Source organism: Paraburkholderia sp. A1RI-2L (genome assembly GCF_048957375.1).
Classification (GTDB): Bacteria; Pseudomonadota; Gammaproteobacteria; order Burkholderiales; family Burkholderiaceae; genus Paraburkholderia.
The window spans coordinates 637,448-662,746 of sequence record NZ_JARBTA010000001.1 but is presented as its reverse complement, the minus strand read 5'-3'; the positions used below and the strand labels follow the sequence as shown (position 1 = coordinate 662,746).

Annotated in this window: 24 protein-coding genes; 8 read left to right on the top strand and 16 right to left on the bottom strand. The window is 66.3% G+C overall.

The genetic code is table 11. The features are described 5' to 3' along the window. Window positions 1-116: 116 nt before the first annotated feature. The 7 genes from acpP to PWP93_RS03160 form a co-directional block, all read right to left on the bottom strand. Window positions 117-356 (bottom strand): acyl carrier protein, encoded by a 240-nt coding sequence (gene acpP / locus PWP93_RS03190; RefSeq protein WP_004197638.1) that lies wholly within the window; start codon window positions 354-356, stop codon window positions 117-119. A 162-nt stretch (window positions 357-518) separates the two neighbouring features. Further along, window positions 519-1,268, bottom strand: coding sequence for a 3-oxoacyl-ACP reductase FabG (gene fabG, locus PWP93_RS03185; RefSeq protein ID WP_129562453.1), 750 nt, complete (start codon window positions 1,266-1,268; stop codon window positions 519-521). A gap of 41 nt (window positions 1,269-1,309) precedes the next feature. Further along, the gene (fabD, locus tag PWP93_RS03180; RefSeq protein ID WP_421043433.1) at window positions 1,310-2,248 is read right to left on the bottom strand and encodes an ACP S-malonyltransferase; all 939 of its coding nucleotides are present in this window, start codon (window positions 2,246-2,248) and stop codon (window positions 1,310-1,312) included. A gap of 110 nt (window positions 2,249-2,358) precedes the next feature. Further along, on the bottom strand, window positions 2,359-3,348 hold the full coding sequence (locus tag PWP93_RS03175) for a beta-ketoacyl-ACP synthase III (RefSeq protein WP_421024380.1): 990 nt from the start codon (window positions 3,346-3,348) through the stop codon (window positions 2,359-2,361). Continuing rightward, window positions 3,348-4,505: a phosphate acyltransferase PlsX gene (plsX, locus tag PWP93_RS03170; RefSeq protein WP_421043432.1), complete on the bottom strand. Its 1,158-nt coding sequence runs from the start codon at window positions 4,503-4,505 to the stop codon at window positions 3,348-3,350. The genes PWP93_RS03175 and plsX overlap by 1 nt, the downstream gene beginning before the upstream one ends. A gap of 144 nt (window positions 4,506-4,649) precedes the next feature. Then, window positions 4,650-4,829: a 50S ribosomal protein L32 gene (gene rpmF / locus PWP93_RS03165; protein ID WP_018441573.1), complete on the bottom strand. Its 180-nt coding sequence runs from the start codon at window positions 4,827-4,829 to the stop codon at window positions 4,650-4,652. Window positions 4,830-4,959: 130 nt separating this feature from the next. After that, window positions 4,960-5,637, bottom strand: coding sequence for a DUF177 domain-containing protein (locus PWP93_RS03160; RefSeq protein WP_421043431.1), 678 nt, complete (start codon window positions 5,635-5,637; stop codon window positions 4,960-4,962). A 362-nt stretch (window positions 5,638-5,999) separates the two neighbouring features. Between PWP93_RS03160 and PWP93_RS03155 the strand changes: the two genes are divergently transcribed. Together PWP93_RS03155 and PWP93_RS03150 are read left to right on the top strand one after the other, a co-directional pair. Then, window positions 6,000-6,659 (top strand): Maf-like protein, encoded by a 660-nt coding sequence (locus PWP93_RS03155; RefSeq protein ID WP_421044993.1) that lies wholly within the window; start codon window positions 6,000-6,002, stop codon window positions 6,657-6,659. Next, a complete protein-coding gene (locus PWP93_RS03150) occupies window positions 6,656-7,378 on the top strand; it encodes an SAM-dependent methyltransferase (RefSeq protein WP_421043430.1) in 723 nt (240 codons plus the stop codon). Before PWP93_RS03155 ends, PWP93_RS03150 begins: the two co-directional genes overlap by 4 nt. Before the next feature lie 95 nt (window positions 7,379-7,473). On the opposite strand, the gene PWP93_RS03145 is transcribed toward PWP93_RS03150, so the two are convergent. From PWP93_RS03145 to PWP93_RS03130, 4 genes are all read right to left on the bottom strand, one after another. Beyond that, entirely contained in the window at window positions 7,474-8,448 is a 975-nt protein-coding gene (locus PWP93_RS03145) for a S49 family peptidase (RefSeq protein WP_421043429.1), read from the bottom strand. Between the two features lie 13 nt (window positions 8,449-8,461). Then, entirely contained in the window at window positions 8,462-8,881 is a 420-nt protein-coding gene (locus tag PWP93_RS03140) for a Rieske (2Fe-2S) protein (protein ID WP_421043428.1), read from the bottom strand. Next, on the bottom strand, window positions 8,878-9,537 hold the full coding sequence (locus PWP93_RS03135; RefSeq protein ID WP_421024387.1) for an HAD-IIIA family hydrolase: 660 nt from the start codon (window positions 9,535-9,537) through the stop codon (window positions 8,878-8,880). The genes PWP93_RS03140 and PWP93_RS03135 overlap by 4 nt, the downstream gene beginning before the upstream one ends. An 80-nt stretch (window positions 9,538-9,617) precedes the next feature. After that, window positions 9,618-10,649, bottom strand: a complete 1,032-nt coding sequence (locus tag PWP93_RS03130) for an RluA family pseudouridine synthase (RefSeq protein ID WP_421043427.1) — start codon at window positions 10,647-10,649, stop codon at window positions 9,618-9,620. A 930-nt stretch (window positions 10,650-11,579) separates the two neighbouring features. Here PWP93_RS03130 and PWP93_RS03125 point away from each other — a divergent pair. The 6 genes from PWP93_RS03125 to PWP93_RS03100 all read left to right on the top strand — a co-directional run bounded on the left by PWP93_RS03125 (window position 11,580) and on the right by PWP93_RS03100 (window position 19,096). Further along, window positions 11,580-14,828, top strand: coding sequence for an Rne/Rng family ribonuclease (locus PWP93_RS03125; protein ID WP_421043426.1), 3,249 nt, complete (start codon window positions 11,580-11,582; stop codon window positions 14,826-14,828). Window positions 14,829-15,018: 190 nt separating this feature from the next. Then, window positions 15,019-16,131 carry a GTP 3',8-cyclase MoaA gene (gene moaA, locus PWP93_RS03120; protein ID WP_421043425.1) on the top strand — a complete coding sequence of 371 codons (1,113 nt, stop codon included), beginning with the start codon at window positions 15,019-15,021 and terminating at the stop codon, window positions 16,129-16,131. A gap of 15 nt (window positions 16,132-16,146) precedes the next feature. Continuing rightward, the gene (gene mobA, locus PWP93_RS03115; RefSeq protein ID WP_421043424.1) at window positions 16,147-16,776 is read left to right on the top strand and encodes a molybdenum cofactor guanylyltransferase MobA; all 630 of its coding nucleotides are present in this window, start codon (window positions 16,147-16,149) and stop codon (window positions 16,774-16,776) included. Window positions 16,777-16,879: 103 nt separating this feature from the next. Next, window positions 16,880-18,238, top strand: coding sequence for a gephyrin-like molybdotransferase Glp (gene glp, locus PWP93_RS03110; RefSeq protein ID WP_421043423.1), 1,359 nt, complete (start codon window positions 16,880-16,882; stop codon window positions 18,236-18,238). 85 nt (window positions 18,239-18,323) lie between these two features. Beyond that, the gene (locus PWP93_RS03105; RefSeq protein WP_035522630.1) at window positions 18,324-18,599 is read left to right on the top strand and encodes a hypothetical protein; all 276 of its coding nucleotides are present in this window, start codon (window positions 18,324-18,326) and stop codon (window positions 18,597-18,599) included. After that, on the top strand, window positions 18,599-19,096 hold the full coding sequence (locus tag PWP93_RS03100; protein WP_421024393.1) for a GNAT family N-acetyltransferase: 498 nt from the start codon (window positions 18,599-18,601) through the stop codon (window positions 19,094-19,096). The genes PWP93_RS03105 and PWP93_RS03100 overlap by 1 nt, the downstream gene beginning before the upstream one ends. A 95-nt stretch (window positions 19,097-19,191) precedes the next feature. On the opposite strand, the gene PWP93_RS03095 is transcribed toward PWP93_RS03100, so the two are convergent. The 5 genes from PWP93_RS03095 to pncB form a co-directional block, all read right to left on the bottom strand. Next, window positions 19,192-20,697, bottom strand: a complete 1,506-nt coding sequence (locus tag PWP93_RS03095) for a DNA recombination protein RmuC (protein WP_421024394.1) — start codon at window positions 20,695-20,697, stop codon at window positions 19,192-19,194. After that, window positions 20,694-21,683 carry a 2-hydroxyacid dehydrogenase gene (locus PWP93_RS03090; RefSeq protein WP_421043422.1) on the bottom strand — a complete coding sequence of 330 codons (990 nt, stop codon included), beginning with the start codon at window positions 21,681-21,683 and terminating at the stop codon, window positions 20,694-20,696. The genes PWP93_RS03095 and PWP93_RS03090 overlap by 4 nt, the downstream gene beginning before the upstream one ends. Before the next feature lie 62 nt (window positions 21,684-21,745). Continuing rightward, entirely contained in the window at window positions 21,746-23,113 is a 1,368-nt protein-coding gene (locus PWP93_RS03085; RefSeq protein ID WP_421043421.1) for a sodium:proton antiporter, read from the bottom strand. Beyond that, window positions 23,110-23,784: a LutC/YkgG family protein gene (locus PWP93_RS03080; RefSeq protein ID WP_421043420.1), complete on the bottom strand. Its 675-nt coding sequence runs from the start codon at window positions 23,782-23,784 to the stop codon at window positions 23,110-23,112. The genes PWP93_RS03085 and PWP93_RS03080 overlap by 4 nt, the downstream gene beginning before the upstream one ends. Window positions 23,785-23,865: 81 nt before the next feature. Further along, on the bottom strand, window positions 23,866-25,068 hold the full coding sequence (gene pncB / locus PWP93_RS03075) for a nicotinate phosphoribosyltransferase (RefSeq protein ID WP_421025243.1): 1,203 nt from the start codon (window positions 25,066-25,068) through the stop codon (window positions 23,866-23,868). Window positions 25,069-25,299 lie beyond the last annotated feature (231 nt).

Below are 25,299 nucleotides of genomic sequence, written 5' to 3'. Positions count from 1 at the left end.
CGGCCGATGCCCCGCAGCAGGTGCGACGGGCGTTCGCGGTTTCACGGGCAAGCATCCTCGCGGGCCGCTAGCGTGCAACTCGCGTGCGCGCGCCGGCCCGGGCAAGGAACAGGCGCTTAGGCCTTGACGTTCGCGCGAGCGTAGTCGATCGCTTGCTGAACCGTCGTGATCTTCTCGGCTTCCTCGTCGGGGATTTCCATGCCGAATTCGTCTTCGAGAGCCATCACCAGTTCCACGGTGTCGAGCGAGTCTGCACCCAGATCGTTCACGAACGAAGCTTCGTTCTTGATTTCAGCTTCGGCGACGCCCAGTTGCTCGGCGACGATCTTCTTGACGCGCTGTTCGATGTTGTCCATTACCCCTCCAAGGGAAAAAAGTGAGCTCATAAATGCGAGTGCGCGCATTTTATCAGGTTTGACCTGGCTGAAAAGCGGCGCTCGCGGTTCCGGAACGGCTATTCGCGCACGCGCTCAGGCGAGGTTATTCGCCGAAGCGCATCAAGGCGCGGATAGTACCGGTTAAGACATATACATCCCGCCATTTACGTGCAATGTAGTGCCCGTGATATAGCCCGCCTGCGGCGATGCGAGAAAGACCACCGCATGTGCGATGTCTTCCGGGCTGCCCAGACGGCCCAGCGGGATCTGCTGCTGGAGCGCGGCCTGCTGCTCGGCAGGCAGATCCTTGGTCATGTCGGTGTCGATGAAGCCCGGCGCCACGCAGTTCACCGTGATGCCGCGGCTGCCGATCTCGCGCGCGAGCGCGCGCGTCATGCCCGCGACGCCGGCCTTGGCCGCCGCGTAGTTGGCCTGGCCCGGGTTGCCCGACGAGCCGACCACCGACGTAATGTTGATGATGCGGCCGGCGCGCGCCTTCATCATCGGGCGCAGCACGGCGCGCGAGAGGCGGAACACCGACTTCAGGTTGGTGTCGAGCACCGCGTCCCACTCGTCGTCCTTCATGCGCATCGCCAGGTTGTCCTGCGTGATGCCGGCATTGTTGACGAGAATCGCGAGGCCGCCGAACTCCTTGACCGTCGCGTCGATGAGCGCTTCGGCCGCAGCCGCGTCGTTGACGTTGAGCACCACGCCGCGGCCCTTCACGCCCGCAGCTTCGAAAGCGGCGGTAATGGCCTGCGCGCCGGCTTCGCTCGTTGCGGTGCCGATCACCGTCGCGCCCTGGCGCGCCAGTCCCAGCGCAATGGCCCGGCCGATGCCGCGCGAAGCGCCGGTCACGATCGCGGCCTGATTGTCGAGAGTTTTTTCCATCGTTCGAATCCGTTGCGTTTGATACTTTTCGATGCGGCGGCTTAAGCCTTGAGGAGCGCGAGCGCTTCGTCGAGCGACTTCGGATCGGCCACCGAGGCGCCGGCCAGATTGCCGTCGATACGCTTGGTGAGGCCCGCCAGCACCTTGCCGGGACCGCACTCGATCACATGCGTCGCACCCTGGGCGGCGATCGCCTTGACGCACTCGACCCAGCGCACCGGACCGGCGGCCTGGCGCACGAGCGCGTCGCGAATCTTCGCGGGATCGGTTTCGAAGGCCACGTCAACGTTGTTCACGACCGGGATGGCCGGCGCATTGAGCGTGACGTTCGCGAGGTATTCGCGCAGCTGGTCCGAAGCGGGCTTGAGCAGCGACGAATGGAACGGCGCCGAAACCGGCAGCGGCAATGCACGCTTGGCCCCCTTGGCCTTGGCGATTTCGCAGGCCTTTTCGACCGCGCCCTTGTGGCCGGCGATCACGACCTGCGCCGGCGCATTGAAGTTGACCGCCTCGACCACGCCGCCGCTTACCGCTGCGGCTTCCGTGCAAACCGCGCGCACGGTGTCGTCGTCGAGACCGAGCACGGCGGCCATGCCGCCCTCGCCCACCGGCACTGCGCTTTGCATCGCCTGTGCGCGAAAGCGCACGAGCGGCACGGCGTCGCGGAACGCAAGCACGCCCGCAGCCACGAGCGCCGTGTATTCGCCCAGGCTATGGCCCGCGACGATCGCCGGCGCCGGGCCACCCGCCGCTTGCCACGCGCGATAAACGGCGTAAGCGGCGGTGAGCATGACCGGCTGCGTGTTGGTGGTGAGGTTGAGTTCGTCGGCAGGGCCTTCGGCGATCAGCTTGCCGAGATCCTGATCGAGTGCATCGGACGCTTCCTTGAGCGTCTCGCGCACGACGGCGTTGTCACCGAAGGCGTCGAGCATGCCAACGGCCTGCGAGCCTTGTCCAGGAAATACGAACGCAAATTTCATAACGTCCCCAAAATTCGATCAAAACAGATGGGCGATGCGCTCCGATGAACCGCATGCGGGACCGCGCGTGTCGCAGGCCCGGCCAAGCGGGAGCGCCCGCTTCGGACTGGTCAGAAACGGATGACCGAAGCGCCCCAGGTAAAGCCGCCGCCGACGCCTTCGATCAGCACGTTCTGGCCACGCTTGATGCGGCCGTCGCGCACCGCGACGTCGAATGCAAGCGGAATCGAAGCCGCCGAGGTATTGCCGTGCTCACCCACGGTGACCACCATGCGCTCGGCGGGCAGACCGAGCTTGCGGCAGGTGCCCTGCATGATGCGGATGTTGGCCTGATGGGGGATCAGCCAGTCGATCTGGTCGGCTGTGAGTTGCGCTTTTTCGAGCGCCTCGATCGCGACCTTCTCGAGCACGTTGACGGCGAGCTTGAACACGGCCTGGCCATCCATATGGAGGAACGCGTTGCCGGCAACCACGCCGCCGTTCACGTTGCCTGGCGTGCAGAGAATGTGCGCATAGCTGCCGTCGGCGTGGAGCGCGCTCGAGAGCACGCCCGGCTCGCTGGACGCCTGCAGCACGATCGCGCCTGCGCCGTCGCCGAACAGCACGCAGGTCGTGCGGTCTTTGAAGTCGAGAATGCGCGAGAACGTTTCCGCGCCCACGATGAGCGCCGTCTTGTGCTGGCCGCTGCGGATCAGGCTGTCGGCGACCGATACCGCGTAAGCAAAGCCCGAGCACACGGCCTGCACGTCGAACGCCGCGCCGTGATTGCGGATGCCGAGCTTGTTCTGCAGCAGGCAGGCGGTGCTCGGAAACACGAAATCGGGCGTTGAGGTGGCGACGATGATGAGGTCGATCGATTGCGGGTCGACATCGGCGGCCTCGATCGCGCGCTGCGAAGCGGCCAGGGCGAGATCGCTGGTCGTGACATCGGGCGCCGCAAAGTGGCGCGCGTGGATGCCGGTGCGCGCGACGATCCACTCGTCGCTCGTCTCGACGCCCTGGGCGGCGAGACGTTCGGCCAGATCCTGATTGGTGACGCGCTCAGGCGGAAGAAAACTGCCCGTGCCGAGCACGCGGGAATAGAGAGTCGATTGAGCCATTATGCCTTCGAGGATGATGCGGCGCCGGGCGGCAGTTCGCCCGCCGTCTGAGCGGGTAAGCTCGCTGATGGACTCGCGGAAGGCTCCTCGGGAGCCTTTGGGGCGGCGCTGTTCTGGCCGCCCGTGGACGCACCGGCAGCCTGTTCGAGTGAACTGGCGTTTTCTTCCATGGCGCGCGCGAGACGCTCCAGCACGCCATTTTTGACGGCATCATACCCGCGTTTGATCGCCCACTCAAACGCATAAGCGTCTGCGGAGCCATGGCTCTTGAATACGAGGCTTTTCAGGCCGAGCAGCGCCGCGCCGTTGTACTGGCGGTGATCGACGCGTTTCTTGAAACGCATGAGCACCGGCAGCGCAGCCAGCGCCATGAGCTTCGTGAGCCACGAGCGGCCAAACTCTTCCTTGATCATGTCGTTGAGCATCTGCGCGAGGCCTTCCGACGTCTTGAGCGCGACATTCCCCACGAAACCGTCACAGACGACAACGTCGACGGTGCCCTTGTAAATGTCGTTGCCTTCCACGTTGCCGCGGAAATTCAGCGTGCTCGCGCGCAGCAACTCGCCTGCGCGCTTGATCGTGTCGTTGCCCTTGATGACTTCTTCACCGATGTTCAGGAGCCCGATGGTCGGGCGCTCCTTGCCCTCGAGCGCGGCGACGAGCGCGTGCCCCATCTCGGCGAATTGCAGCAGATGCTGCGGTTCGCAGTCGACGTTCGCGCCGAGGTCGAGCATCGTCGTGTAACCGCGCTCGCTGGGCAGCGCGAACGCGATGGCCGGCCGTTCGATGCCAGGCAGCGTCTTGAGCACATAGCGCGAGACGGCCATCAGCGCGCCGGTGTTGCCTGCGGAGACGCAAGCCTGCGCCTCGCCCTCTTTGACGCGGTTGAGCGCGACGCGCATCGACGAGTCTTTCTTCTTGCGCAAGGCGACTTCGACCGGATCGTCCATTTCGACGACCTCGGTGGCGGGAACGACGGAAAGTGCGGAGAGATCCAGCGCTTTCAGCTTCTTGAGCTGGGCGCGGATCGCCGTCTCGATGCCCACCAGTTGCAGTCGCGCATCGGGATGCGTGCGGACGAAATTGACTGCGGCAGGCACTGTCACGGACGGACCGTGGTCGCCTCCCATGCAATCTATCGTGAGCGTAACGGTCATGGAGTGCGACGGATTTCAGGCACAAAAAAGCGGCAGTTGAATGCCGCCTTTTTTGCCGAGCCGAAAAACTGTCAAGCGAACGGAATCGCCATGTGCAGCGCCGTGCAAGCCCGGAATCGGGCCGTCGCGCCGCACACTGGACGATTAGTCGTTCTTGGTCTTGACGACTTTCTTGCCGCGGTAGTAGCCGTTCGGGCTGATGTGGTGACGCAGATGCACTTCACCCGTGCTCGGCTCGACAGCCAGCGGCGCGCCCGTGAGGAAATCGTGCGAGCGGTGCATGCCGCGCTTCGACGGCGACTTCTTGTTTTGTTGAACTGCCATGATAACTCCTGAAAATTTTCCAAATTCTAACACAGCCCGATCCGGCCGCCGCCACCCTGGGGGATGACCGGACTCCGGGACTGGGCCACGAATTGATACTGCACGCCACCCGCAGCCACCCGGTAAAACCTTAGTGCTTGCTGCCGGGACCGTCCTTCTTGAGCGATTCGAGCGCCGCAAACGGGTTGACGCGCTCTTCCGGCTCGATTTCCTGCTCCGGCACGTCGTCGACGGAATCCACGCCATCCGCGCCGTCGGCACCCGAGGCGAGGCTTTCGTGAACTTCCGGACAAACTTCGTGCTTCGGCACGAGCGGCAGCGAGAGCAACAACTCCTCTTCGATCAAGTCGACGAGATCGAAATGGCGCGAGCCTACAATCACATCGAATTCATCGTCGTCGAGCGAAAACTCGTCCGCCTCATCTTCCGTCTGGACGATCCGGAAGACCGGGTCCGCGTTGAACGCCTGCTCGTAGGGAGCGAGGCAACGCTGACACGTAAGCCATGCGGCACCGTGAATCGCGAGCCGCAGATACGGCTGCGGCCCCTCGGTGCCGTTGTCCTGCAATTCCTGTTGCGTGAAGCCCTCGGCCTGCCATGTGAACGCGGCATCGCGGTCTGGCGCATCGGCCGGGACTTCGCTTAGCATGCGCGGCAGTTGCGGGAGACGCACCGCACCCGATGCACTGCGCCCGCTACGCGCAAATTCGAAAATGTCGAAATCGCGCGGATTGAGCGCGCCCTGCGTGCCTTTATCCGCACCTGCACCCGATGCGGCGCCCGCAGGCTTGCCAGAATGTTCGGTCATGTGCGCTCTCCTGCTCCAGACGCGCGGCCCGCAGGCGGCGCAAAGCCCTACACTGCTGCCGATCCGCGATCCGCATTCTTGTCCGCCCGCTTCCCTCGCGCCTTTCTTTAATGCGCGCCGGCCCGCCGGACACACCGCCGGACACACATTAGCCAGACGCACGAGGTGAGCGTACCGATGAAAAGCCCAAAATCATAACGTCTTTATCTTTGCGAGTCAAACACTTAAGCTCACGCTCGCAAGCCTCTGCGCGGCTTGGGCATTTTGGCAAATTCGCCGGCAAATGCGACTGTTGAATGCGACTGCCGCATGCCTTACTCGCCCTGCACCGCTCCACGACCATTATTCACGATCCGACCATCATGCAGGATACCGCTGCACCCGCCCGGCAACCGGGCCGACCCACGCTGATTCTCGCCTCCAGCTCACGCTACCGCCGCGAGTTGCTCGAGCGCCTGCACATCCCTTTCGAGACCGCTGTGCCGGCCATCGACGAAACGCCGCAACCCGGCGAAACGCCCGCCGCCACGGCACTGCGCCTGGCCGAGGCCAAGGCCCGCGCCGTAGCCGCCGCCTTGCCGGCCGGCGCCGGGCGTGCGCTCGTGATTGGCTCCGACCAGGTGGCGACCTTCGACGGGCACCAGATCGGCAAACCGGGCACTCACGAGCGCGCACTCGAGCAACTGCGCGCCATGCGCGGACGTGAAGTGTTGTTCCATAGTGCACTCAGTCTGCTGGACACCGCGACTGGCCAAACGGATACCGTCGATGTCGTGACCACGGTGCGCTTTCGCGACCTGCCCGACGCCGCGCTCGACGCCTACCTGCGCGCCGAGCAGCCCTACGACTGCGCGGGCAGCGCGAAATCGGAAGGGCTTGGCATCGCGCTGCTGGAAGCAGTCCAGTCCGACGACCCCACCGCGCTGATCGGCCTGCCGCTCATCGCGCTCACGCGCATGCTGCTCGCCGTCGGCTATCCATTGCTGAATCCGCTACTTGCGCCGCAGGACGCTCGCCAATGACCACGGGCACGCTCTATCTGATCCCCAACACCCTCGGTGACGGCGACGACGCCGCGCTCGCCGCCGTCCTGCCCACGCCCGTGCGCGAACGCGCGGGCACGCTGTCCAGCTACATCGGCGAGAACGCCAAGACCACGCGCGCGTTCCTGAAGCGCGTCGGAACCACGCAGCCGATCCAGGAGATCGAAATTCGCGAGCTCAACGTCAACACGCCCGCAAGCGAGATCGACAAGCTGCTCGCGCCGCTTCTGGCCGGCATCGACACGGGGCTGGTGTCCGAAGCGGGCGTGCCCGCCGTGGCCGACCCGGGCGCCCTGCTGGTGCGACGCGCGCACGAGCGCGGCATCAAGGTCGTGCCGCTCGTCGGGCCGAGCTCGATCCTGCTTGCGCTGATGGCGTCGGGCCTGAACGGCCAGAGCTTTGCGTTCCATGGCTATCTGCCCGTGGACGCGAACGAGCGCACCAAAAAGCTGCGCGAACTCGAGCAGACCTCCCGCAAGGCGAGGCAAACGCAGATCTTCATCGAGACACCCTATCGCAACCGCGCGCTGCTAGACGCGCTGCTCGCAACCTGCGCACCCTCCACGCTCGTGTGCGTGGCCGCCGACCTCACGCTGCCAGGCGAGACGATCGTGAGCCGCGCCGTGTCCGAATGGAAAAAGAAGCCGGCGCCCGAGTTGCATAAGCGGCCCGCGATCTTCCTGCTGCTGGCAAACTGAGCGCCGTTCGCACAGGCGCCACCGCAAAATGAAACGGCCGCCGTGCATCGCACAGCGGCCGTTTCACGTGGGGTCGGAGCCCCGTTTGCGCAGAATCAGCGCACCGAGACCTTCCCGCCCGAAATCAGCGAATGCACGGCCGCAGAACCAACGCTTGCGCCAAAGCGCTTCGCGACGCGGTCGGTGATGCCCTGCTTGACCGTGTAGTCAACGATGTCCGGCGCCTTGATGACTTCGCGCGCCACATAGTCGCTGTCGCCGAAGCCGTCAGCAAGACCGAGCTCGACGCTCTTCTGGCCGGTCCAGAAAAGGCCCGAGAAGAGGTCCGGCTCATCCTTCAGGCGCTTGCCGCGGCCCGTCTTCACGGCGTCGATGAACTGCTGGTGAATCTGGTCGAGCATCTCCTGGGCGTGTGCGTCCATCTTCGGCGTATTCGGCGAGAACGGATCGTAAAAACCCTTGTTCTCCCCCGATGTGCGCAGCCGGCGCTGGACGCCGAGCTTGTCCATCAGGCCCGTGAAGCCGAAGCCGTCCATCAGCACGCCAATCGAGCCGACGATGCTGGCCTTGTTCACATAAATCTTGTCCGCAGCGGCGGCAACGTAATAGCCGCCCGAAGCGCACATGTCCCCCACCACCACGTAGAGCGGAATGGCCGGATATTTCCCCCGCAGCCTGCGGATCTCGTCGTTGATGATGCCGGCCTGCACCGGCGAGCCGCCGGGGCTGTCGATATGCAGAATCACGCCGGCGGTGCCGTCGTCGTCAAACGCGCTATCGAGCGCGCTATTGATGTCGTCGGCATTGGCGGACGTGTCCGCCGAAATCTCGCCACTGAGCGTGACGAGCGCCGTGTGGCGGCCGCCGCTGTCCACGCGCGTGCCGGAAAGGTCGAGGATGCTCCATGCGACCAGCACCAGCACCGCAAGAAACGCGAAGCGGAAAAAGATCTTCCAGCGCCGCGCCGAGCGTTGCTCGGTGATCGCGGCCATGGCGATGCGTTCGAGCGCCTCGCGCTCCCAACCGGGCTTGCCGCCGCTGGCGTCATCAGGGTTCAGGTTATCGGACATGCGTGGTAACGAATCAGGATGGGGTCGGACTCAAATCGTCGTCCGGAAGCCAGAATACCGCACGGCCTTCGGGTGTGTCGCGTTCTTCGACGCGCACCGCGCGCAACCGCGCGCCGCGGCACGGTCCGCCCACGCATTTGCCGGTGTCGGGCTGGTAGATCGCGCCATGCGTCGCGCACATGATATAGAGCCCCGAAGACTCGAAGAACTGCCCCTCGACCCAGTCGAGCTCCGTCGGCACGTGGGCGCAGCGGTTCAGGTAGCCGTACACCTCGCCGCCATAGCGCACGAAGAACACGACGGCCTCGCCGCCCGCATAGGTCGCGCTCATGCGCTGGCCTGCGCCACCCTCGACGAGGTCCTCGGCGGCGCACACGCGCACGGGCGCGTGGGCCGTCTCGTGGGCTTCGCCCGCACCGGGCTGCGCGTTCATGCGTGCTCCCGCAGCCAGCCGGCCAGCGCTGCCACGTCCGGCGCGATAAACCGCGGCGCAAGCCCGGCCAGCGCGCCCGACGAATGCGCGCCGTAAGCCACGCCCACGCCCGCCGCGCCCGCGTTAGCGGCCATCTGCAAGTCGTGCGTCGTGTCGCCGATCATCACCGTTCGACCCAGATCCTGCCCCAGTTCGCGCGTGAGCTCCTGGAGCATGGCCGGATGCGGCTTCGAGAAGGTTTCGTCGGCGCAGCGCGTGCCGTCGAACAAGCTCGTGAGGCTGGCCTCGGCCAGCGCGCGGTTCAGCCCCACCCGGCTCTTGCCGGTCGCCACCGCGAGCAGGTAGCCCGTGTCGCGCAGCTCGGTGAGCATCTCGCGCACGCCCGCAAACAGCTCGATTTGCTGATCTTTCAGCAGGTAATGAACGCGGTAGCGCTCCACGAGGCGCGGATAGTCGGCGGGATCGAGCGTGGGCGCGGCAATCTGCAATGCCTCGCGCAAGCCAAGGCCGATCACGTAGCTCGCGGCTTCGTCGCCGGGCACCGGCAGGCCCAGGTCGCGGCACGCGGCCTGGATGCTGCGCGTGATGTGGGCGGTCGAGTCCATCAGCGTACCGTCCCAGTCGAACACAATCAGGTCAAATTGCTCTCGGGCCATGCGGTCCTTCTCCAAACACTGTAATTCTTGAATCCGGCTTGCTCTCCGGTTCGTCGCAGCGTCATGCGCATTCGGCGCCCCTATTCGGGCCGCGCAGCGGCGTGGCGCTCGCCCTCTGCTTCGCGCTGCGCGCGCAACTCGCTGACAAAGCTGCGCAGCTCGGGCGGCAGCGGCGCCTCGAATTGCAGCGGCGCGCCCGTGATCGGGTGCGTGAGCTTCAACCGGTGCGCATGCAGGAACATTCGCTTGACGCCTGGCTTCGCGCCGGTGCGCGCGAGCGCCTTGTTGAGCGCGAAGTCGCCGTATTTGGCGTCGCCGACGATCGGCAAGCCCAGATGCGCGAGATGCACGCGGATCTGGTGAGTGCGGCCAGTCTTGAGCTCGGCCTCGACGAGCGCGTAGCCGGGCCAGCGCTCGACGAGATTGAAGACCGTATGCGACGGCTGGCCGTCGGGCTGCACGCGCACACGCCGCTCGCCTTCGGGGGTCAGGTACTTGTGTAGCGGCTCCTTCACGGCGCGCCGGCGCCCCCAGTCGCTCGCCCACTCGCCGTGGACACACGCGTAATAGCGCTTGTCCGTTTTGTTGTCGCGCATCTGCTCGTGCAGCCCGACCAGCGCCGCGCGCTTCTTCGCGAGCATCAGCACGCCGGACGTCTCGCGGTCGAGCCGGTGCACGAGTTCGAGGAATTTGCCGTGCGGCCGCGCCTCGCGCAACTGCTCGATCACGCCGAAAGCCACACCGCTGCCGCCATGCACAGCCACGCCGGCGGGCTTGTCGATCACGAGCAGCGCCTCGTCCTCGTACAGCACGCTGAAGTGCGCCGCCGGCACGGGCGCCGCGCCTGCCTGCTCGCTCGGCTGGGCGACGCGCATGGGCGGCACGCGCACGACGTCGCCCATCTCGAGCCGGTACTGCGCGTCGATTCGCCCCTTATTCACACGCACTTCCCCGCTGCGCAAAATCCGGTAGATATGGCTCTTCGGCACGCCTTTGCACACGCGCAGCAAGAAATTGTCGATCCGCTGACCAGCAGCGTCTTCGTCGATCTCGACGAACGAAACCTGGTCGCTCGCGACCTGATTCTGGGATATTTTGCCTAACCCTTTCATTCTGAATATAATTTGCCCAGCGCTGACGCGACGGCAGGCCAAAAGGCCAAAAAGTTCCTGATTCGCCCCAAGGTTGTCTACTGAATACCCAAGGGCGCTTCTCCGGGATCTTGAACCGCGCGGCATGCGCAGGCGGCAAGCGATAAACCGATATTTTACTTGCGCCCGGGGCCGGTTGCTCACCCCGTTTTAGAGATGCAACGAGTTGCACGCACGGAAGTCCGCGCGGCAGGGACGGCGCCCACAGGCACGTTCGGTCGAGGCAGGCTCCGACGGTAACGGAAGGTTGGTATAAAGAATTCATCCGGCGAGTCATGCCGCGCGGTCGCAACGTTTTCGAGCGACTGCCGCCCGACGCGCTGGTGGCGAAAATACGGCGAGCGCCTGATGCGTCCCGGCAATGTGCGGGATATGGCGACGTCAAAAGTGGCGAGACACCCCGAGGGGGAAGACGGGCGTTTCTGAAAGCTTCCCGTGCGCGGCCCTGGGCTCGATGCCCGAAGCCGCAAAGCAGATCCAGCCAGCAGCGCGCGCAGTTCGCGGCTGCGGCCCATGTCCTGTCGCGATCGTGCGTGGCGCCTTTTGCCGCCAACGCACGCAAGCACCGCCACAAGCCGGCAATCAGCGGCTATGAGCGGGCAACAAGCGGCGACAGGCGGATCGGAAGCGCAGGAAAACCGTGCCCCCGCGCGTCTGGCTGCTCTTGAAGACGTATTTCGCATGTGCCCACGCGGCCCGTCCATGGCAACGCAACGCCGGACCGGCTGCCCGCAAGGCAATTCTCCCCGCCATCGTTCCTGCTCCAGCGTGCTTGTGAAAACACAATAAGGCGCGGCTTGCCGCGACCCTCTCCCCCCATGCAGCCCGGCGAAGCGCCGGGCGCCGTCGAGGGACCGAGGGCCGTGCATGAAGCCGCACTGGAGCCGTTCAATGAAACGAATGCTGTTCAACGCGACGCAGCAGGAAGAACTGCGCGTCGCTATTGTCGATGGACAGAAGCTGATCGACATCGACATCGAAACTGCCGGCCGCGAACAGCGCAAAGGCAATATCTACAAGGGCATCGTCACCCGCATCGAGCCGTCGCTCGAAGCGTGTTTCGTCAACTACGGCGAAGATCGCCATGGCTTCCTGCCGTTCAAGGAAGTCGCCCGCCAGTACTTCCGCGACGGCGTCGACATGCGCGGCGCGCGCATCCAGGACGCCCTCAAGGAAGGCCAGGAACTGATCGTCCAGGTCGAGAAGGAAGAGCGCGGCAACAAGGGCGCCGCCCTCACCACTTTCATCTCGCTCGCCGGCCGCTACCTCGTCCTCATGCCGAATAACCCGCGCGGCGGCGGCGTGTCGCGCCGCATCGAGGGCGACGACCGTCAGGAACTGCGCGAAACCATGGCGCAGCTGCAACTGCCGGACGGCATGAGCATTATCGCGCGCACGGCCGGCATCGGCCGCTCCGCCGAAGAGCTCCAGTGGGACCTGAACTACCTGCTGCAACTGTGGCGCGCCATCGAAGCCGCGTCGCAAGCCGGCCAGTCAGGTCAGCCGATGCTGATCTATCTGGAATCGAGCCTCGTGATCCGCGCGATCCGCGACTACTTCCAGCCCGACATCGGCGAAATCCTCATCGACACCACCGAGATCTATGACCAGGCACGCGCCTTCATGGATATCGTGATGCCGGATAATGTCAACAAGGTGAAGCGGTATCACGACGACGTGCCGCTGTTCTCGCGCTTCCAGATCGAGCACCAGATCGAGACCGCGTACTCGCGCACGGTGCCGCTGCCCTCGGGCGGCGCGATCGTGATCGACCACACCGAGGCGCTGGTCGCCATCGACGTGAACTCGGCGCGCGCCACCAAGGGCGCCGACATCGAGGAAACCGCCGCGCGCACCAACCTCGAAGCCGCCGACGAAGTGGCGCGCCAGCTGCGTCTGCGCGACCTGGGCGGCCTGATCGTGATCGACTTCATCGACATGGAGTCGGCCAAGAGCCAGCGCGAAGTCGAGCAGCGCCTGAAAGACGCGCTGCGCCACGACCGCGCCCGCGTGCAGATGGGCAAGATCTCGCGCTTCGGCCTGATGGAGCTGTCGCGCCAGCGCCTGCGCCCGGCCCTCTCGGAAGGCAGCCACGTCACCTGCCCGCGCTGCAACGGCACGGGTCATATCCGCGATACGGAATCGTCGGCGCTTCAGGTCCTGCGCATCATCCAGGAAGAGGCGATGAAGGAAAACACCGCGGCAATTCATTGCCAGGTGCCGGTCGAAGTGACCGCCTTCCTGCTCAACGAGAAGCGCGCGGAAATCAACAAGATCGAGTCGCGTTTCAAGGTCGGCGTCGTGCTGATCCCGAACAAGCACCTCGAAACGCCGCACTACAAGCTCGAGCGCCTGCGTCACGACGATGCGCGTCTCGACGACCCGCGCGCCTCGTGGAAGATGGCCGAGGAAGCTGCGCGTGAGCTCGAGTCGGAGACCGGCTATAGCAAGCGCACGGCCGAAACCAAGCCGAAGCAGGAAGCCGCGGTGAAGGGCATCACGCCCGAGCGCCCTGCCCCCACGGCACAGGCCAAGCCCGTGGCCGAGCCGATGCCCGTTGGCGCACCTGTTGCCGCCGCTCCCGCGAGCGGCGGCGGCTTCTTCGCCTTCATCAAGCGCCTCTTCGGCGGCGCGCCGGCACCGGCTCCCGTGCCGGCACCGGTCGAGCAGCAGGAAAAGGCCAGCCGTCCGGCGCGCGAAGCCCGCACCGAGCGTGGCGAGAAGGCTGGCGCAGGCTCCGGCGACCGCAACCGCAACCGCCGTGGCGGTAGCCGCGACGCAGCAGCCCGTGGCGAAGCGGCAGGCGGCGCGCGCGCCGGCCAGCCCTCGGGCCGTCGTGAGGAGCGCGAACCGCGTGAATCGCGTGAGCCGCGCGAAGGACGTGAAGGCCGCGCCCCCCGTGAACAGCGCGAGCCGCGCGAGCAACGCGAACCGCGTGAAGCACGCGAGGGCCGTGAGCCCCGCGCCGAACGCGAGCAGCGCATCGAACGCGTCGAACGTGGCCAGGACCGCAGCGAAGCAGCCGAAGCCGCCCCGCGCGGCGAACGTCAGGAACGTGGCGAGCGCCGTGAACGCGGTGAACGCACGGAGCGTGGCGAGCGTGGTGACCGCGCCGAACGTGGCGAACGGCGCCGTCAGCAGCAGCCCGAAGCCGCCGAGGCACAAGAGGCGCGCCTCGACGCCGCTAACACCGAAGCCGAGGTCGCCGAAGCAGCCCAGGCCGCCCTCACCGACGGCGTGACCCACGCCGGCACCGACGAAGACGGCGCACCGCAAGGTGAGGAGCGCCGCCGCCGCCGCCGTGGCCGCCGTGGTGGTCGCCGCGAGCGCGATGCGGAAGGCACGCAAGGGCTCGAAGGCGCAACTGGCGCCGACGAGGGCACCGACGAATTGGCCGCTGCGTTCCCGGCTGTCGAGCAGCCCGCTGTCGAGCAGGCTGAGCGCGTCGAAACTGTCGTTCACACTTCAGTTACCGAAGCGGTGGTCGTGACGGCCTTGCCGGTCGCAGCAGCTGCTGCCGCTGAGGCCGCCCATTCGGCGCAAGCCACCGAAGCACCAGCTGTTGAAGCACCGGCAGTCGTTCCGGCCGCCCCGGCCGAAACCGCAGTTGCTGCTGCACCCGAAGCGCCGGTTGCCGCACCCGCTGAACCGGTCGCGGCCGCCGTCGAACCGGTCGCGGCCGCCACGCCGGCTCAGGCCGTTGTGGAACCGGCTGCTGTTGCTGCAACGCCGGCCGTGCAGGCCGAAGAACCCGCAGCAGCCGCAGCGCCGGTGGTCCGCGAGGATCGCGTCGAAGCTCCGCCCGCGCCGATCGCCGAACCGGCTGCCGTCGCTCGACCCGCGCCGGTCGAGACGCGTGCCGAAGTTGTCGTGGCACAAGCCGAAGCCGCAGCGCCGGTCGCCGAGCCCGCGACTCAGCGTCACACGCCAGCGAGCGTGTCGGCCGCGGCCGACACGCTGCGTCCGATGCTGGAATCGGCAGGCCTCGAGTGGGTCAACACCGACGCCGCCAAGCTGCGTGCCGCGCAGGACGCCGCCGCCCAGGTGGTGAAGCCCGCACGCGTACCGCGCGAGCGCAAACCCCTGCCGCCGGCCGACAGCGCACCGATGCAGCAGGTGGAGACGACCCGCCAGCCCTAACCGGCACGCGCGAGTCAGCCGGACCGGAAGTCGGCCTCAGGGCCGCTTCCGACCCCCGGCGGTAATGCCGCATCGCAACACGAAGCCCGCCGCTATCGGCGGGCTTTTTTTTGATATATCAGCGTTCACCCTTGTCGGTGCGCAAGGTGAGGTTCGGCTAGAATCGAACCAACGAGAGAATGAAGCCACCATGTCCCGACGCATCATCCCTGTTGCAGACATCCGCTCGCTGCCGCCCAGCCCGGCAGCGCAGACCGTGCGCGCGCCGTCTGGCGAGCTGTTCGACGCTTTCGCGCGGCCGTTGCGCGACTTGCGCATCTCGGTCACGGACCGTTGCAACTTCCGCTGCGTCTACTGCATGCCGCGTGCGGTTTTCAACAAGGACTACCCGTTCCTGCCGCATTCGTCGCTTCTTTCACTAGAAGAAATCGAACGTATCGCGCGGCTTTTCGTCGCACACGGTGTCACCAAGATCCGCCTGACCGGCGGCGAGCCGCTGCTGCGCAAGAACATCGAATTCCTGATCGAGCGCCTCGCGAAGCTGCGCACGCCCGACGGCGAGCCGCTCGACCTCACGCTCACAACGAATGGATCGCTGCTCGCACGCAAGTCGCGCGCATTGCGCGACGCGGGCCTCACGCGCGTCACGGTGAGCCTCGACGCACTCGACGACGCGCTCTTTCGCCGCATGAACGACGCCGATTTCTCGGTCGCCGACGTGCTCGACGGCATCGCGGCCGCGCAGTCGGTCGGTCTCGACCCGATCAAGGTCAACATGGTCGTCAAGCGCGGCACCAACGACAGCGAGATCGTGCCGCTCGCGCGCCACTTCCGCGGCTCGGGCGTGACCCTGCGTTTCATCGAATACATGGATGTGGGCACTTCGAACGGCTGGAACATGGCCGAGGTGCTGCCGTCCGCCGACGTGGTCGCCCGCATCGCCGAGCACTTTCCGCTGGTCGCGCTCGAACCGCACAGCGCTGCCGAAACGGCGCAGCGCTGGGGCTACGCGGACGGCGCCGGCGAAATCGGCGTGATCTCCAGCGTCACGCGCGCATTCTGCGGCGATTGCACGCGCGCGCGCCTCTCGACCGAAGGCAAGCTGTATCTGTGCCTGTTCGCCTCGATGGGCTACGACCTGCGCGCGTTGCTGCGAGGCGACGCGAGCGACGAAGCCATTTCCGCCACGATTGCCCAGATCTGGGAACAGCGCGCCGACCGCTATTCGCAATTGCGTGGCAGCGACGCCGCGCCGGCCGAGGGCGAAGAGCGCCGTATCGAAATGTCCTATATCGGCGGCTGATACAGCGATACGCCGATGCCCTCCGCTTCGCCCGCCATCCCCACCGCTGCGCTTACCGGCCTCGTGCTCGCGGGCGGCCGCGGCCAGCGCATGGGCGGCGTCGACAAAGGCCTCCAGCGCCTGCACGGCAAACCGCTCGCCGCGCATGTGCTGGCGCGTCTCGCGCCGCAAGCAGGCGCACTCGCCATCAGCGCGAACCGCAACCACGATGTCTACGCCGGGCTCGGCGCGCCGTGGCACGCGCAGGTCATCGCCGATACGCTGCCCGACTACCCCGGCCCGCTCGCGGGACTGCTTGCCGGCCTGCGCGCCGCCGGCACCGAATGGCTGCTGAGCGCGCCGTGCGATTCGCCATGGCTGCCAGCCGATCTCGGCGCCCGGCTGGCCGAAGCGGTGCGCGCGCAAGACACGCTCATCGCCACCGCAACAACGGTGAACGCCGCCGGTGAAGTCAGCCTGCACCCCGTCTTCGCGCTCGTCCACACCTCGCTCGCCGACGATCTCGCCGCGTTTCTGGATGCAGGCGAGCGCAAGGTCCGCGCGTGGTACGCGCGCCACACGGCGGCCGAAGTGGTCTTTGCCGACGAGCGTGCGTTTTACAATGTCAATTCCTTACAGGAACTTGCCGAGCTCGACCGTGCCTGACGAGCGCGTCCGGCTCGACCGCCGCCGCCCGCCACCGGCCTGATGCACGCCCCCCTGGACGATCGCCACACCCATCCGCGCGGATGCGACGCTTCTCCACTCCATGACCACGCTTAACAGTATTTCCGGCTGCGCAGGAAGCCTTGGCCAGTTCGATCCACAAGCCTTGCCCGTCAGTGCTGCGCAGGCCATCGTGCTCCAGTGGGTCACGCCGCTCGCGCAAAGCGAGCGCGTGCCGTTGCGCGACGCGCTGGCACGCGTGCTCGCAAAAGACGTGATCTCGCCGATCGACGTGCCCGCTCACGACAACTCGGCCATGGACGGCTATGCCTTCGACGGCGCGTCGCTGCTCGCGCAAGCCGTGCCAGCGGGCGCGACGCTCACGCTGAAGGTGGCGGGCAAGGCGTTCGCCGGCCATCCCTACACGGGCGCCATCGCGCCGGATGCGTGCGTGCGCATCATGACGGGCGCGCCGATGCCCGCCGGCTGCGACACCGTCGTGCCGCAGGAGCGCGTGGAGCATGGCGTGGGCGCGAAAGCCGCCGCCGGCCCAGTTTCCAGCACCGTTTCCGAAGCCGTCACCTTCCGCGCCGACGCCGTGACACCCGGCGCAAACCGCCGCCGCAAGGGCGAAGATCTCGCGCGCGGCAGCGCGGCGCTGCGCGCAGGCCGCGTGCTGCGCGCGAGCGATATCGGCTTGATGGCCTCGCTCGGCATTGTCGACGTGGCCGTGAAGCGGCGTCTGCGCGTGGCGTTCTTCTCGACCGGCGACGAGTTGCGCTCGCCCGGCGAGCCGCTCGACGCCGGCTGCATCTACGACAGCAACCGCTACACGCTCGGCGCGATGCTGCAGCGCCTGAACGCCGAGCCGATCGATCTCGGCCGCGTGCGCGACGACCCCGAATCGCTCGCGGCCACGCTCAAGGCCGCGGCCGAAAGCGCCGACGTCGTGCTGACCTCGGGCGGCGTCTCGGTCGGCGAAGCCGACTTCACGCGCACCCAGTTGCAGACGCTCGGCGATGTGTCCTTCTGGGGCCTCGCGATGCGTCCGGGCCGCCCGCTCGCGTTCGGCCGTATCTGGTCGGGCGGCCGTCCCGGCGCCGGGCGCGCGGCCCTCCTGTTCGGGTTGCCAGGCAATCCGGTCGCCACGATGGTCGCGTTCTACCAGATCGTGCGCCCCGCGCTGATCGCGATGTCAGGCGCCACGCCTCAGCCGATGCCGCTCATTCCGGCGCGCTGCGACGCGCCCATCAAAAAGCGCCCGGGCCGCACCGAATTCCAGCGCGGCGTCGCCGAGCGCGATGCGCAGGGCCAGTGGCGCGTAGCGCCCACGGGCTCGCAAAGCTCAGGCGCGCTCAGCACGATGAGCGAGGCGAACTGCTTCATCGTGCTCGCCCACGAAAGCGCCGACCTCGATGCTGGCGACACCGTCGACATCATGCTCTTCGACGGCCTCGTCTAGCACGGCGCCCATGCCCCGTCACTGCAACGTTCAACATGATTCGGCGTCCCTCAGAGACGTCCCCTCGACCTACGGACCGATTCACATGAAAAAACAGATTTCGTTCATCGCCGCCGGGCAGACTGCGAAGGCCCTCATCCTCGTGTACCTGACTTTCAGCGTGCCGGTCGTGCTGCTCGTCGCGGTGGTCGCGTTCTTCCGCTACGGCACCTTCGAGCTCGGCACCGTGTTCAGCGCGCTGATCCTCAATGCCATCGTCGGCTTCGTGCTGCTGTGGATCGCCTGCCATCTGTACAACTGGGTTGCCGCGCGCTTCGGCGGCATCGAGATCCATCTCTCCGACGTGCCCGAGGAGGCGTGATGACCGCTACGATCCGCGCAGCGGCGCCCGCCGACGTCAGCGCCATGCATGCGCTGATGTACGAGCTCGCCGAGTTCGAAAAGCTCACGCACCTCTTCACGGGCACGCCCGAAGGACTCGCCGATGCGCTGTTCGGCGCGCACCCGGCGGCTGAGGCGCTGGTGGCCGAGGACGCGGGCCGCATCGTCGGCTATGCGCTGTTCTTCCACAACTACTCGACCTTCCTCGGGCGTCGCGGGCTCTATCTCGAAGACCTTTACGTGCAGCCGTCGCAGCGTGGCACGGGTCTCGGCACGGCGCTGCTACGCGCGCTCGCCGCCATTGCCGTGGAGCGCAAGTGCGGCCGCTTCGAGTGGACCGTGCTCGACTGGAACACGCCGGCCATCCGCTTCTACGAGAAGATGGGCGCAACCATCTTGCCCGACTGGCGCGTGGTGCGCGTGACGGGCGATGCGCTCGACCAGCTCGCGGCGCCTGCCGAGCCGGTCGCGAGCTAGGGCATGCAACATGAACATCGGGCCGTCCGCAGATCGCTGCGGACGGCCCGATGTTTTTTGGGACGCTTCGTTGCGTGGCTCGCGCGATGCGGGCGTCACTCGTCGCCGCTTTCTCCGTTCTCGCCGCTACCGCCGTTGCGCAGCGCATCGCCGAGCAGATTCGACGCGGCCTCGCCAGGCAAGGCCTCGACTGCGCGCAGCTTGCGGTTCATCACGCGCGTGCGCGCTTCGGCGGCTTCGATCGAGCGCGTCACCGTCTCCAGCTGCGACTTGGTGCGCGCGAGCACTTCGCCGAACTTGCCGAACTCCGTCTTCACCGCGCCCAGCACCTGCCAGACCTCGCTCGAACGCTTCTCGATCGCGAGCGTGCGAAACCCCATCTGCAGGCTGTTGAGCAGCGCCGTCAACGTGGTCGGGCCCGCGATGCTCACGCGATAATCGCGCTGCAACACATCGGTGAGGCCCGGGCGGCGCAGAATCTCGGCGTAAAGCCCTTCGGTGGGCAGGAACAGCAGCGCGAAGTCGGTCGTGTGGGGCGGCGCGACATATTTCTCGGCGATGGTGCGAGCCTCGGCGCGCACGCGCGCTTCCAGCGCGCGGCCGGCCTCCTCGATGCCGGCCGCATCGGCGCGCTCCTGCGCGTCGATGAGCCGCTCATAGTCCTCGCGCGGAAACTTGGCATCGACCGGCAGCCAGACCGGCGCGTTGTCCGGCGCACCAGCGGCGGTATCGCCCGACACGCCGCGCCCCGGCAACCGGATCGCAAACTCCACGCGCTCGCTGCTGCCCGGCACCGTCGCCACGTTTTTTGCGAACTGCTCGGGCGTGAGCATCTGCTCGAGCAGCGCTTCGAGCTGCACTTCGCCCCACGTGCCGCGCGTCTTCACGTTCGTGAGCACTTTCTTCAGGTCGCCGACGCCCGCCGCGAGCGTCTGCATTTCGCCCAGCCCGCGATGGACCTGCTCCAGCCGGTCCGAGACAAGCTTGAACGATTCGCCCAGGCGCTGCTCGAGCGTCGCGTGCAGTTTCTCGTCGACGGTGCGGCGCATCTCTTCGAGCTTGGCCGCGTTGTTGGCTTCGATGTCCTTCAGGCGCTGCTCCAGCGTCGCGCGCACCTCGGCGAAGCGGCGATCGTTCGCCTCGGTCAGCTGCGCAAGTTGCTGACCCAACACGTTGCCGAAATGGCGCAGCGCCTGGCCTTGCTCGTCGCGCGCCTGTTGCGCCTGCAAATGCTGGCTCTGGCGCACCGCTTCGAGCTGCTGCGCGAAGCTTTCGAGCTGGCCGTTCTGCACGGTCGCGATGCTGGTGAGATGCGCGGCAAGTCCCTGCTGCACCTGCGCGAAGCCGCCGCCGAATTCGCTGCGCGAGGCCTGCGCGGTGCGCGCGATCTCATTGCGCAACTCGCGCTCGATGCGTTCGGCCGCGCGCGCCTGGGTGTCGGTCGAGCCCGCGATGCGGTCGCTCAACTGGTCGAGCGCGTCGAGCGTGGCTTGCGCGTCGTCCTGCGTGCCGCCGCGCGCGCGCAAGAGCGCGAACACCGCGATCGCCAGCGCGACCGCAAGCACGAGCATCGCCACCGCCATCAGCGGCTCCGCGTTCATGAACGCGCCTTCCCCAACACGTCCGGGTTGATCGGGTTGGGCGGCTGACCCGCGCGCGGACCAACGCCCAGCGCGGCGATCAGGTTGTCGGCGGCGAGGTTGGCCATGGCGCGGCGCGTGCCTTCGCTCGCGCTCGCGATGTGCGGCGTGAGCACCACGTTGTCCACGGTGAGCAAGGCCGGATGCACGCTCGGCTCGCCCTCGAACACATCGAGTCCCGCAGCGGCGATCTGGCGCGTGCGCAGCGCCTCGGCGAGCGCCGCGTCGTCGACGATGCCGCCGCGCGCGATATTCGTGAGCGTGGCCGTGGGCTTCATCAGCGCGAGTTCGGCCGCGCCGATCGTGTGGTGATTTGCCGGCACATACGGCAGCACGAGCACCACGTGATCGGCTTCCTTGAGCAGCGCTTCCTTCGAGCGATATTCCGCGTTGAGTTCGGCCTCGATCTCGGGCGCGACGCGCGAGCGGTTGTGATAAATCACGCGCATGTTGAAGCCGCGCGCGCGGCGCGCGAGCGCCTGGCCGATGCGGCCCATGCCGACCACGCCGAGCGTCGAGCCGTGAATGTCCGCGCCGAGAAACATGTCGAAGGACCACTTCTGCCACTTGCCCGCACGCAGAAAGTGCTCCGATTCGCTCACGCGCCGCGCGGCTGCCATCATCAGCGCCCAGCCGAAATCGGCCGTGGTTTCGTTGAGCACGTCGGGCGTGTTGGTGCCCAGCACGTTCGCCGCGTTGAAGGCCGGCATGTCGAAGTTGTTGTAGCCCACCGCCATGTTCGAGACCACGCGCAGGCGCGGCGCGGCAGCCAGCACTGCCGCGTCGATCGGCTCGCCCATGGTGAGCGCGCCATCCTTGTCGGCGAGCCGCGCCTTGAGGGCGTCAGCGGACAGCGTCTCGCCGTTGTTCCAGTCGACGTCGAAATACTGCTTGAGACGATCGATCACGTCCGGAAAAATCGGGCGCGCCACGAGAATTTTTTGCATGGGTGTTCTCCGCACTACAGATCAAATAAAGGTCAACTCATCGAGCCGGCAGAACGCGCTCGTTAGACGAAAAAAAGCCAGGTCGCCACGGCGAACACCGGCAGCAATACCGCGCAGGACCAGCCAAAATAGCCGAAGAACCCCGGCATGCGCACGCCGCGCTGCTGCGCGATGGCCTTCACCATGAAATTCGGCGCGTTGCCGATATAGGTCATCGCACCCATCCAGACGGCGCCGGCCGAGATGGCCGCGAGCGTTTTCGCCCCGCCCGTCATGAGCGCCTGCGCGTCGCCGCCCGCGAGATTGAAGAACACGAGATAGGTGGGTGCATTGTCGAGGAACGACGAAAGCAGGCCCGTAGCCCAGAAGTACAGCGCGTCGTTGGGCTGGCCGGGCGCGTCGTTCACGAACCGGATCAACGCAGCGAACACGCCCGCCTCGCCCGCGCGCAGCATCGCGATCACCGGCGCGATCGTCACGAAGATGCCCGCGAACAGCTTCGCCACCTCGACGATGGGCGCCCAGTCGAAGTCGTTGTCTGCGCGCGCCTTGCGGGCCACGAACAGGAGCGACACGCACGCCAGCACCACCAGCCCCACGTCGCGCACGAGGTTCTGCAACTCGAGATGTACGCCCGGCAACGCAATGTCGATGCTGGGCTTCCAGACGCCGCTCATCAGCACGAGCGCGATCGCGAGCGCGAGCAGCACGAAGTTGAGCTTGCCGCCGACGTAAAGCTCCGGCGTGTCCGGCGTCGGATCGAGAAACGCCGCGCGCGCCTCGCCCGAACGATGGAAGTACCACGAATCGAGCGCATGAAACGCAGCAAGCAACACACCGCACACGAACAGCATCGGCAGCGCAAGATGCTGCGTAGTCCAGAAGAAACCCACGCCGTTGAGAAAGCCGAGGAACAGCGGCGGATCGCCGAGCGGCGTGAGCGAGCCGCCCGCATTGGCCGCGAGAAAGATGAAGAACACCACGACGTGAACATTGTGGCGCCGGTTGTCGTTCGCGCGCAGGAGCGGCCTGATCAGCAGCATCGCGGCGCCCGTCGTGCCCATCAGGCTCGCCAGCACGGTGCCGAGCGCGAGTATCGCCGTGTTCGTGCGCGGCGAACCGCGCAGGTTGCCGTACACGCAGATGCCGCCCGATATCGTATAGAGCGCGCCGAGCAGGACGATGAACGGCACGTACTCGTCGAAGAACGCGTGCAGCATGAGCGGCCAGGTGGCCGCGAAACCGTGCGACGCCGCGAACGGCAGCACGAACGCGAGCGCCCAGGCCGCCGAGATCTTGCCGAAGTGCCGATGCCAGAACGTGGCCGCGAACATCGGAAAGAGCGCGATCGACAGCAGCATGCACGCGAACGGCAAACCCCACGCGGCGGAAAGCGTTGCGCCGTCGACGACGGCCGCCTCAACCGTCATGCGCCCTTCACGACGATGACATGCACGCGATACGGCCCGTGCGCGCCGAGGACGATGGTCTGTTCGATGTCGCCGGTGCGCGACGGTCCCGAAACGAAGTTGACCGCGCGCGGGAGTTCGCCGCGTTCGGCACGCATGAGCGCGAAAGCGTCCTCGTGGCCGGCCACGATGCGCGACGCTAGCACGATGGCAATGTGCGTCTCGGGCAGCAGCGCGCCCGAGGCCCAGGTCAGCGGGCTGGACAGCAGGACGAGCGTGCCCGTTTCGGCGGTCGCGCAAAAACATCCGGTCAGGCCGACGAGATCGCGGTCTTCCGGCTTGCGAAATTCCACGCTCAATCCCGCGCCGGCCCAGTCGAACGATTCGAGCACCTTCCAGGCAACGGCCTCGGTCGGAAGCCCGAGCGAGGCGAGATAGCGGGCGGCGGCGGCAGGCACGTCGGCAAGCTGCGCGACTTCATCGACGCTCGACGCCATTTTTTTTGCCTCGCCGACGAAACGCGCGACGAGATCGCCTTCAAGCGGCGGACGCGGCCCTTGCGGATGACGCGCGAGATAGTCGGCGACGGCTTCGCGCTCGTGCGCGGCCGGCGTCGCGTCGCGGCCCTGCGCCGCGCGGATGCGCGCGAGTATGCTGCGGCGGGCGGCCGTGGTGTCGACCTTGGAGTCCATACGCGACCTCGAACAGATGAAGAAAAGCGACGCGCCGATTATACCGGGGCGTCGCTTTTCTTCTGACCTGCAACACAGGGCTTATTGGCCCGCGCACTCTTCTTCCGTAGGCTGCTCGATGCCGAACACCTGACGCAGATAGGCGAGATAAGCCTTGTCGTCGCACATGTTCTTGCCCGGCGAATCGGAGAGCTTGGCGACTGGCTGACCATTGCAGCGGACCATCTTGATGACGATCTGCAGCGGCTGATAGCCGAGGTCGTTGGTGAGATTGGTGCCCACGCCGAAGGCGAGGCGGCAGCGCCCGCGAAAACGCTCGTAAAGCCGCAGCACCTTGGGGATGTCGAGCGCGTCCGAGAAGATCATGGTCTTCGTGCGCGTGTCGCAGCGGTTGTCCTCGTAATGCTTGAGCAGGCGCTCGCCCCACTCGAACGGGTCGCCCGAGTCGTGGCGCGCGCCGTCGAAGAGCTTGCAGAAGTACATGTCGAAGTCGCGCAGGAAAGCCTGCATGCCGTAGACGTCCGAGAGCGCGATGCCGAGGTCGCCGCGATACTCCTTCGCCCACATCTCGAAGCCGTAGATCTGCGAGTCGCGCAAGCGCGGGCCGAGCGCCTGGCACGCCTGCAGATACTCGTGCGCCATGGTGCCGAGCGGCGTGAGGTTGTGCTTCATCGCGTAGTAGACGTTGCTCGTGCCCGCGAACTGCTCGCCAAGATCAGCCTTGAGCGTGAGGATCACCTCCTCGTGCCAGCGCTTCGAGAAGCGGCGGCGCGTGCCGTAATCGGCGATCTTGCAGTCGGCGAATTCGGGCTTCGCGCCGAGCAATTCGATCTTGTGGCGCAGGCGCTCGCGGCCCTCCTCGTACTGCGGATGCTGCTGCGTGTTGCGGAAGTAAACCTCGTTGACGATGGCGAGCACCGGAATCTCGAAGAGAATCGTGTGCAGCCACGGTCCCTTGATTTCGATGTCGATTTCACCGTTGCCCCTGGGCGAGGGCGTGACCGAAATGTACTTCTCGTTCAGATGGAAGAGCGCGAGAAAATCGATGAAGTCGCCCTTGATGAAGCGCATCTTGCGCAGATACTCGAGCTCGGGCTCGGCAAAGCGCAGCCTGCAAAGCTTCTGAATCTCGCTGCGGATTTCGTCGACGTAAGGGACGAGATCGATGTCGGGCGTGCGGCAGCGAAAGCGATATTCCACATGGGCCGCGGGGAAATGATGCAACACCACCTGCATCATCGTGAATTTGTACAGGTCGGTATCGAGCAGCGAAGTAATGATCATGATGAGCGAGGCGGCTGTGCCGCAAACGGCATGCGCCGAAGATGCCTGCATGTTACCCGAATGCGCCCTCACCCCGCCGGCAGCCCCACAGGTCGCATCGGTCCGCACGCGCAGATGAGTCGCGCTTACCCGGCATGGCGCATAAACTAATCACGAAACGATCTAAGAACTGCAACGGACGTCTGGCTGAGAAAAATCGGCATCAGTTACAATATTGGTTTTCGCGCGCCG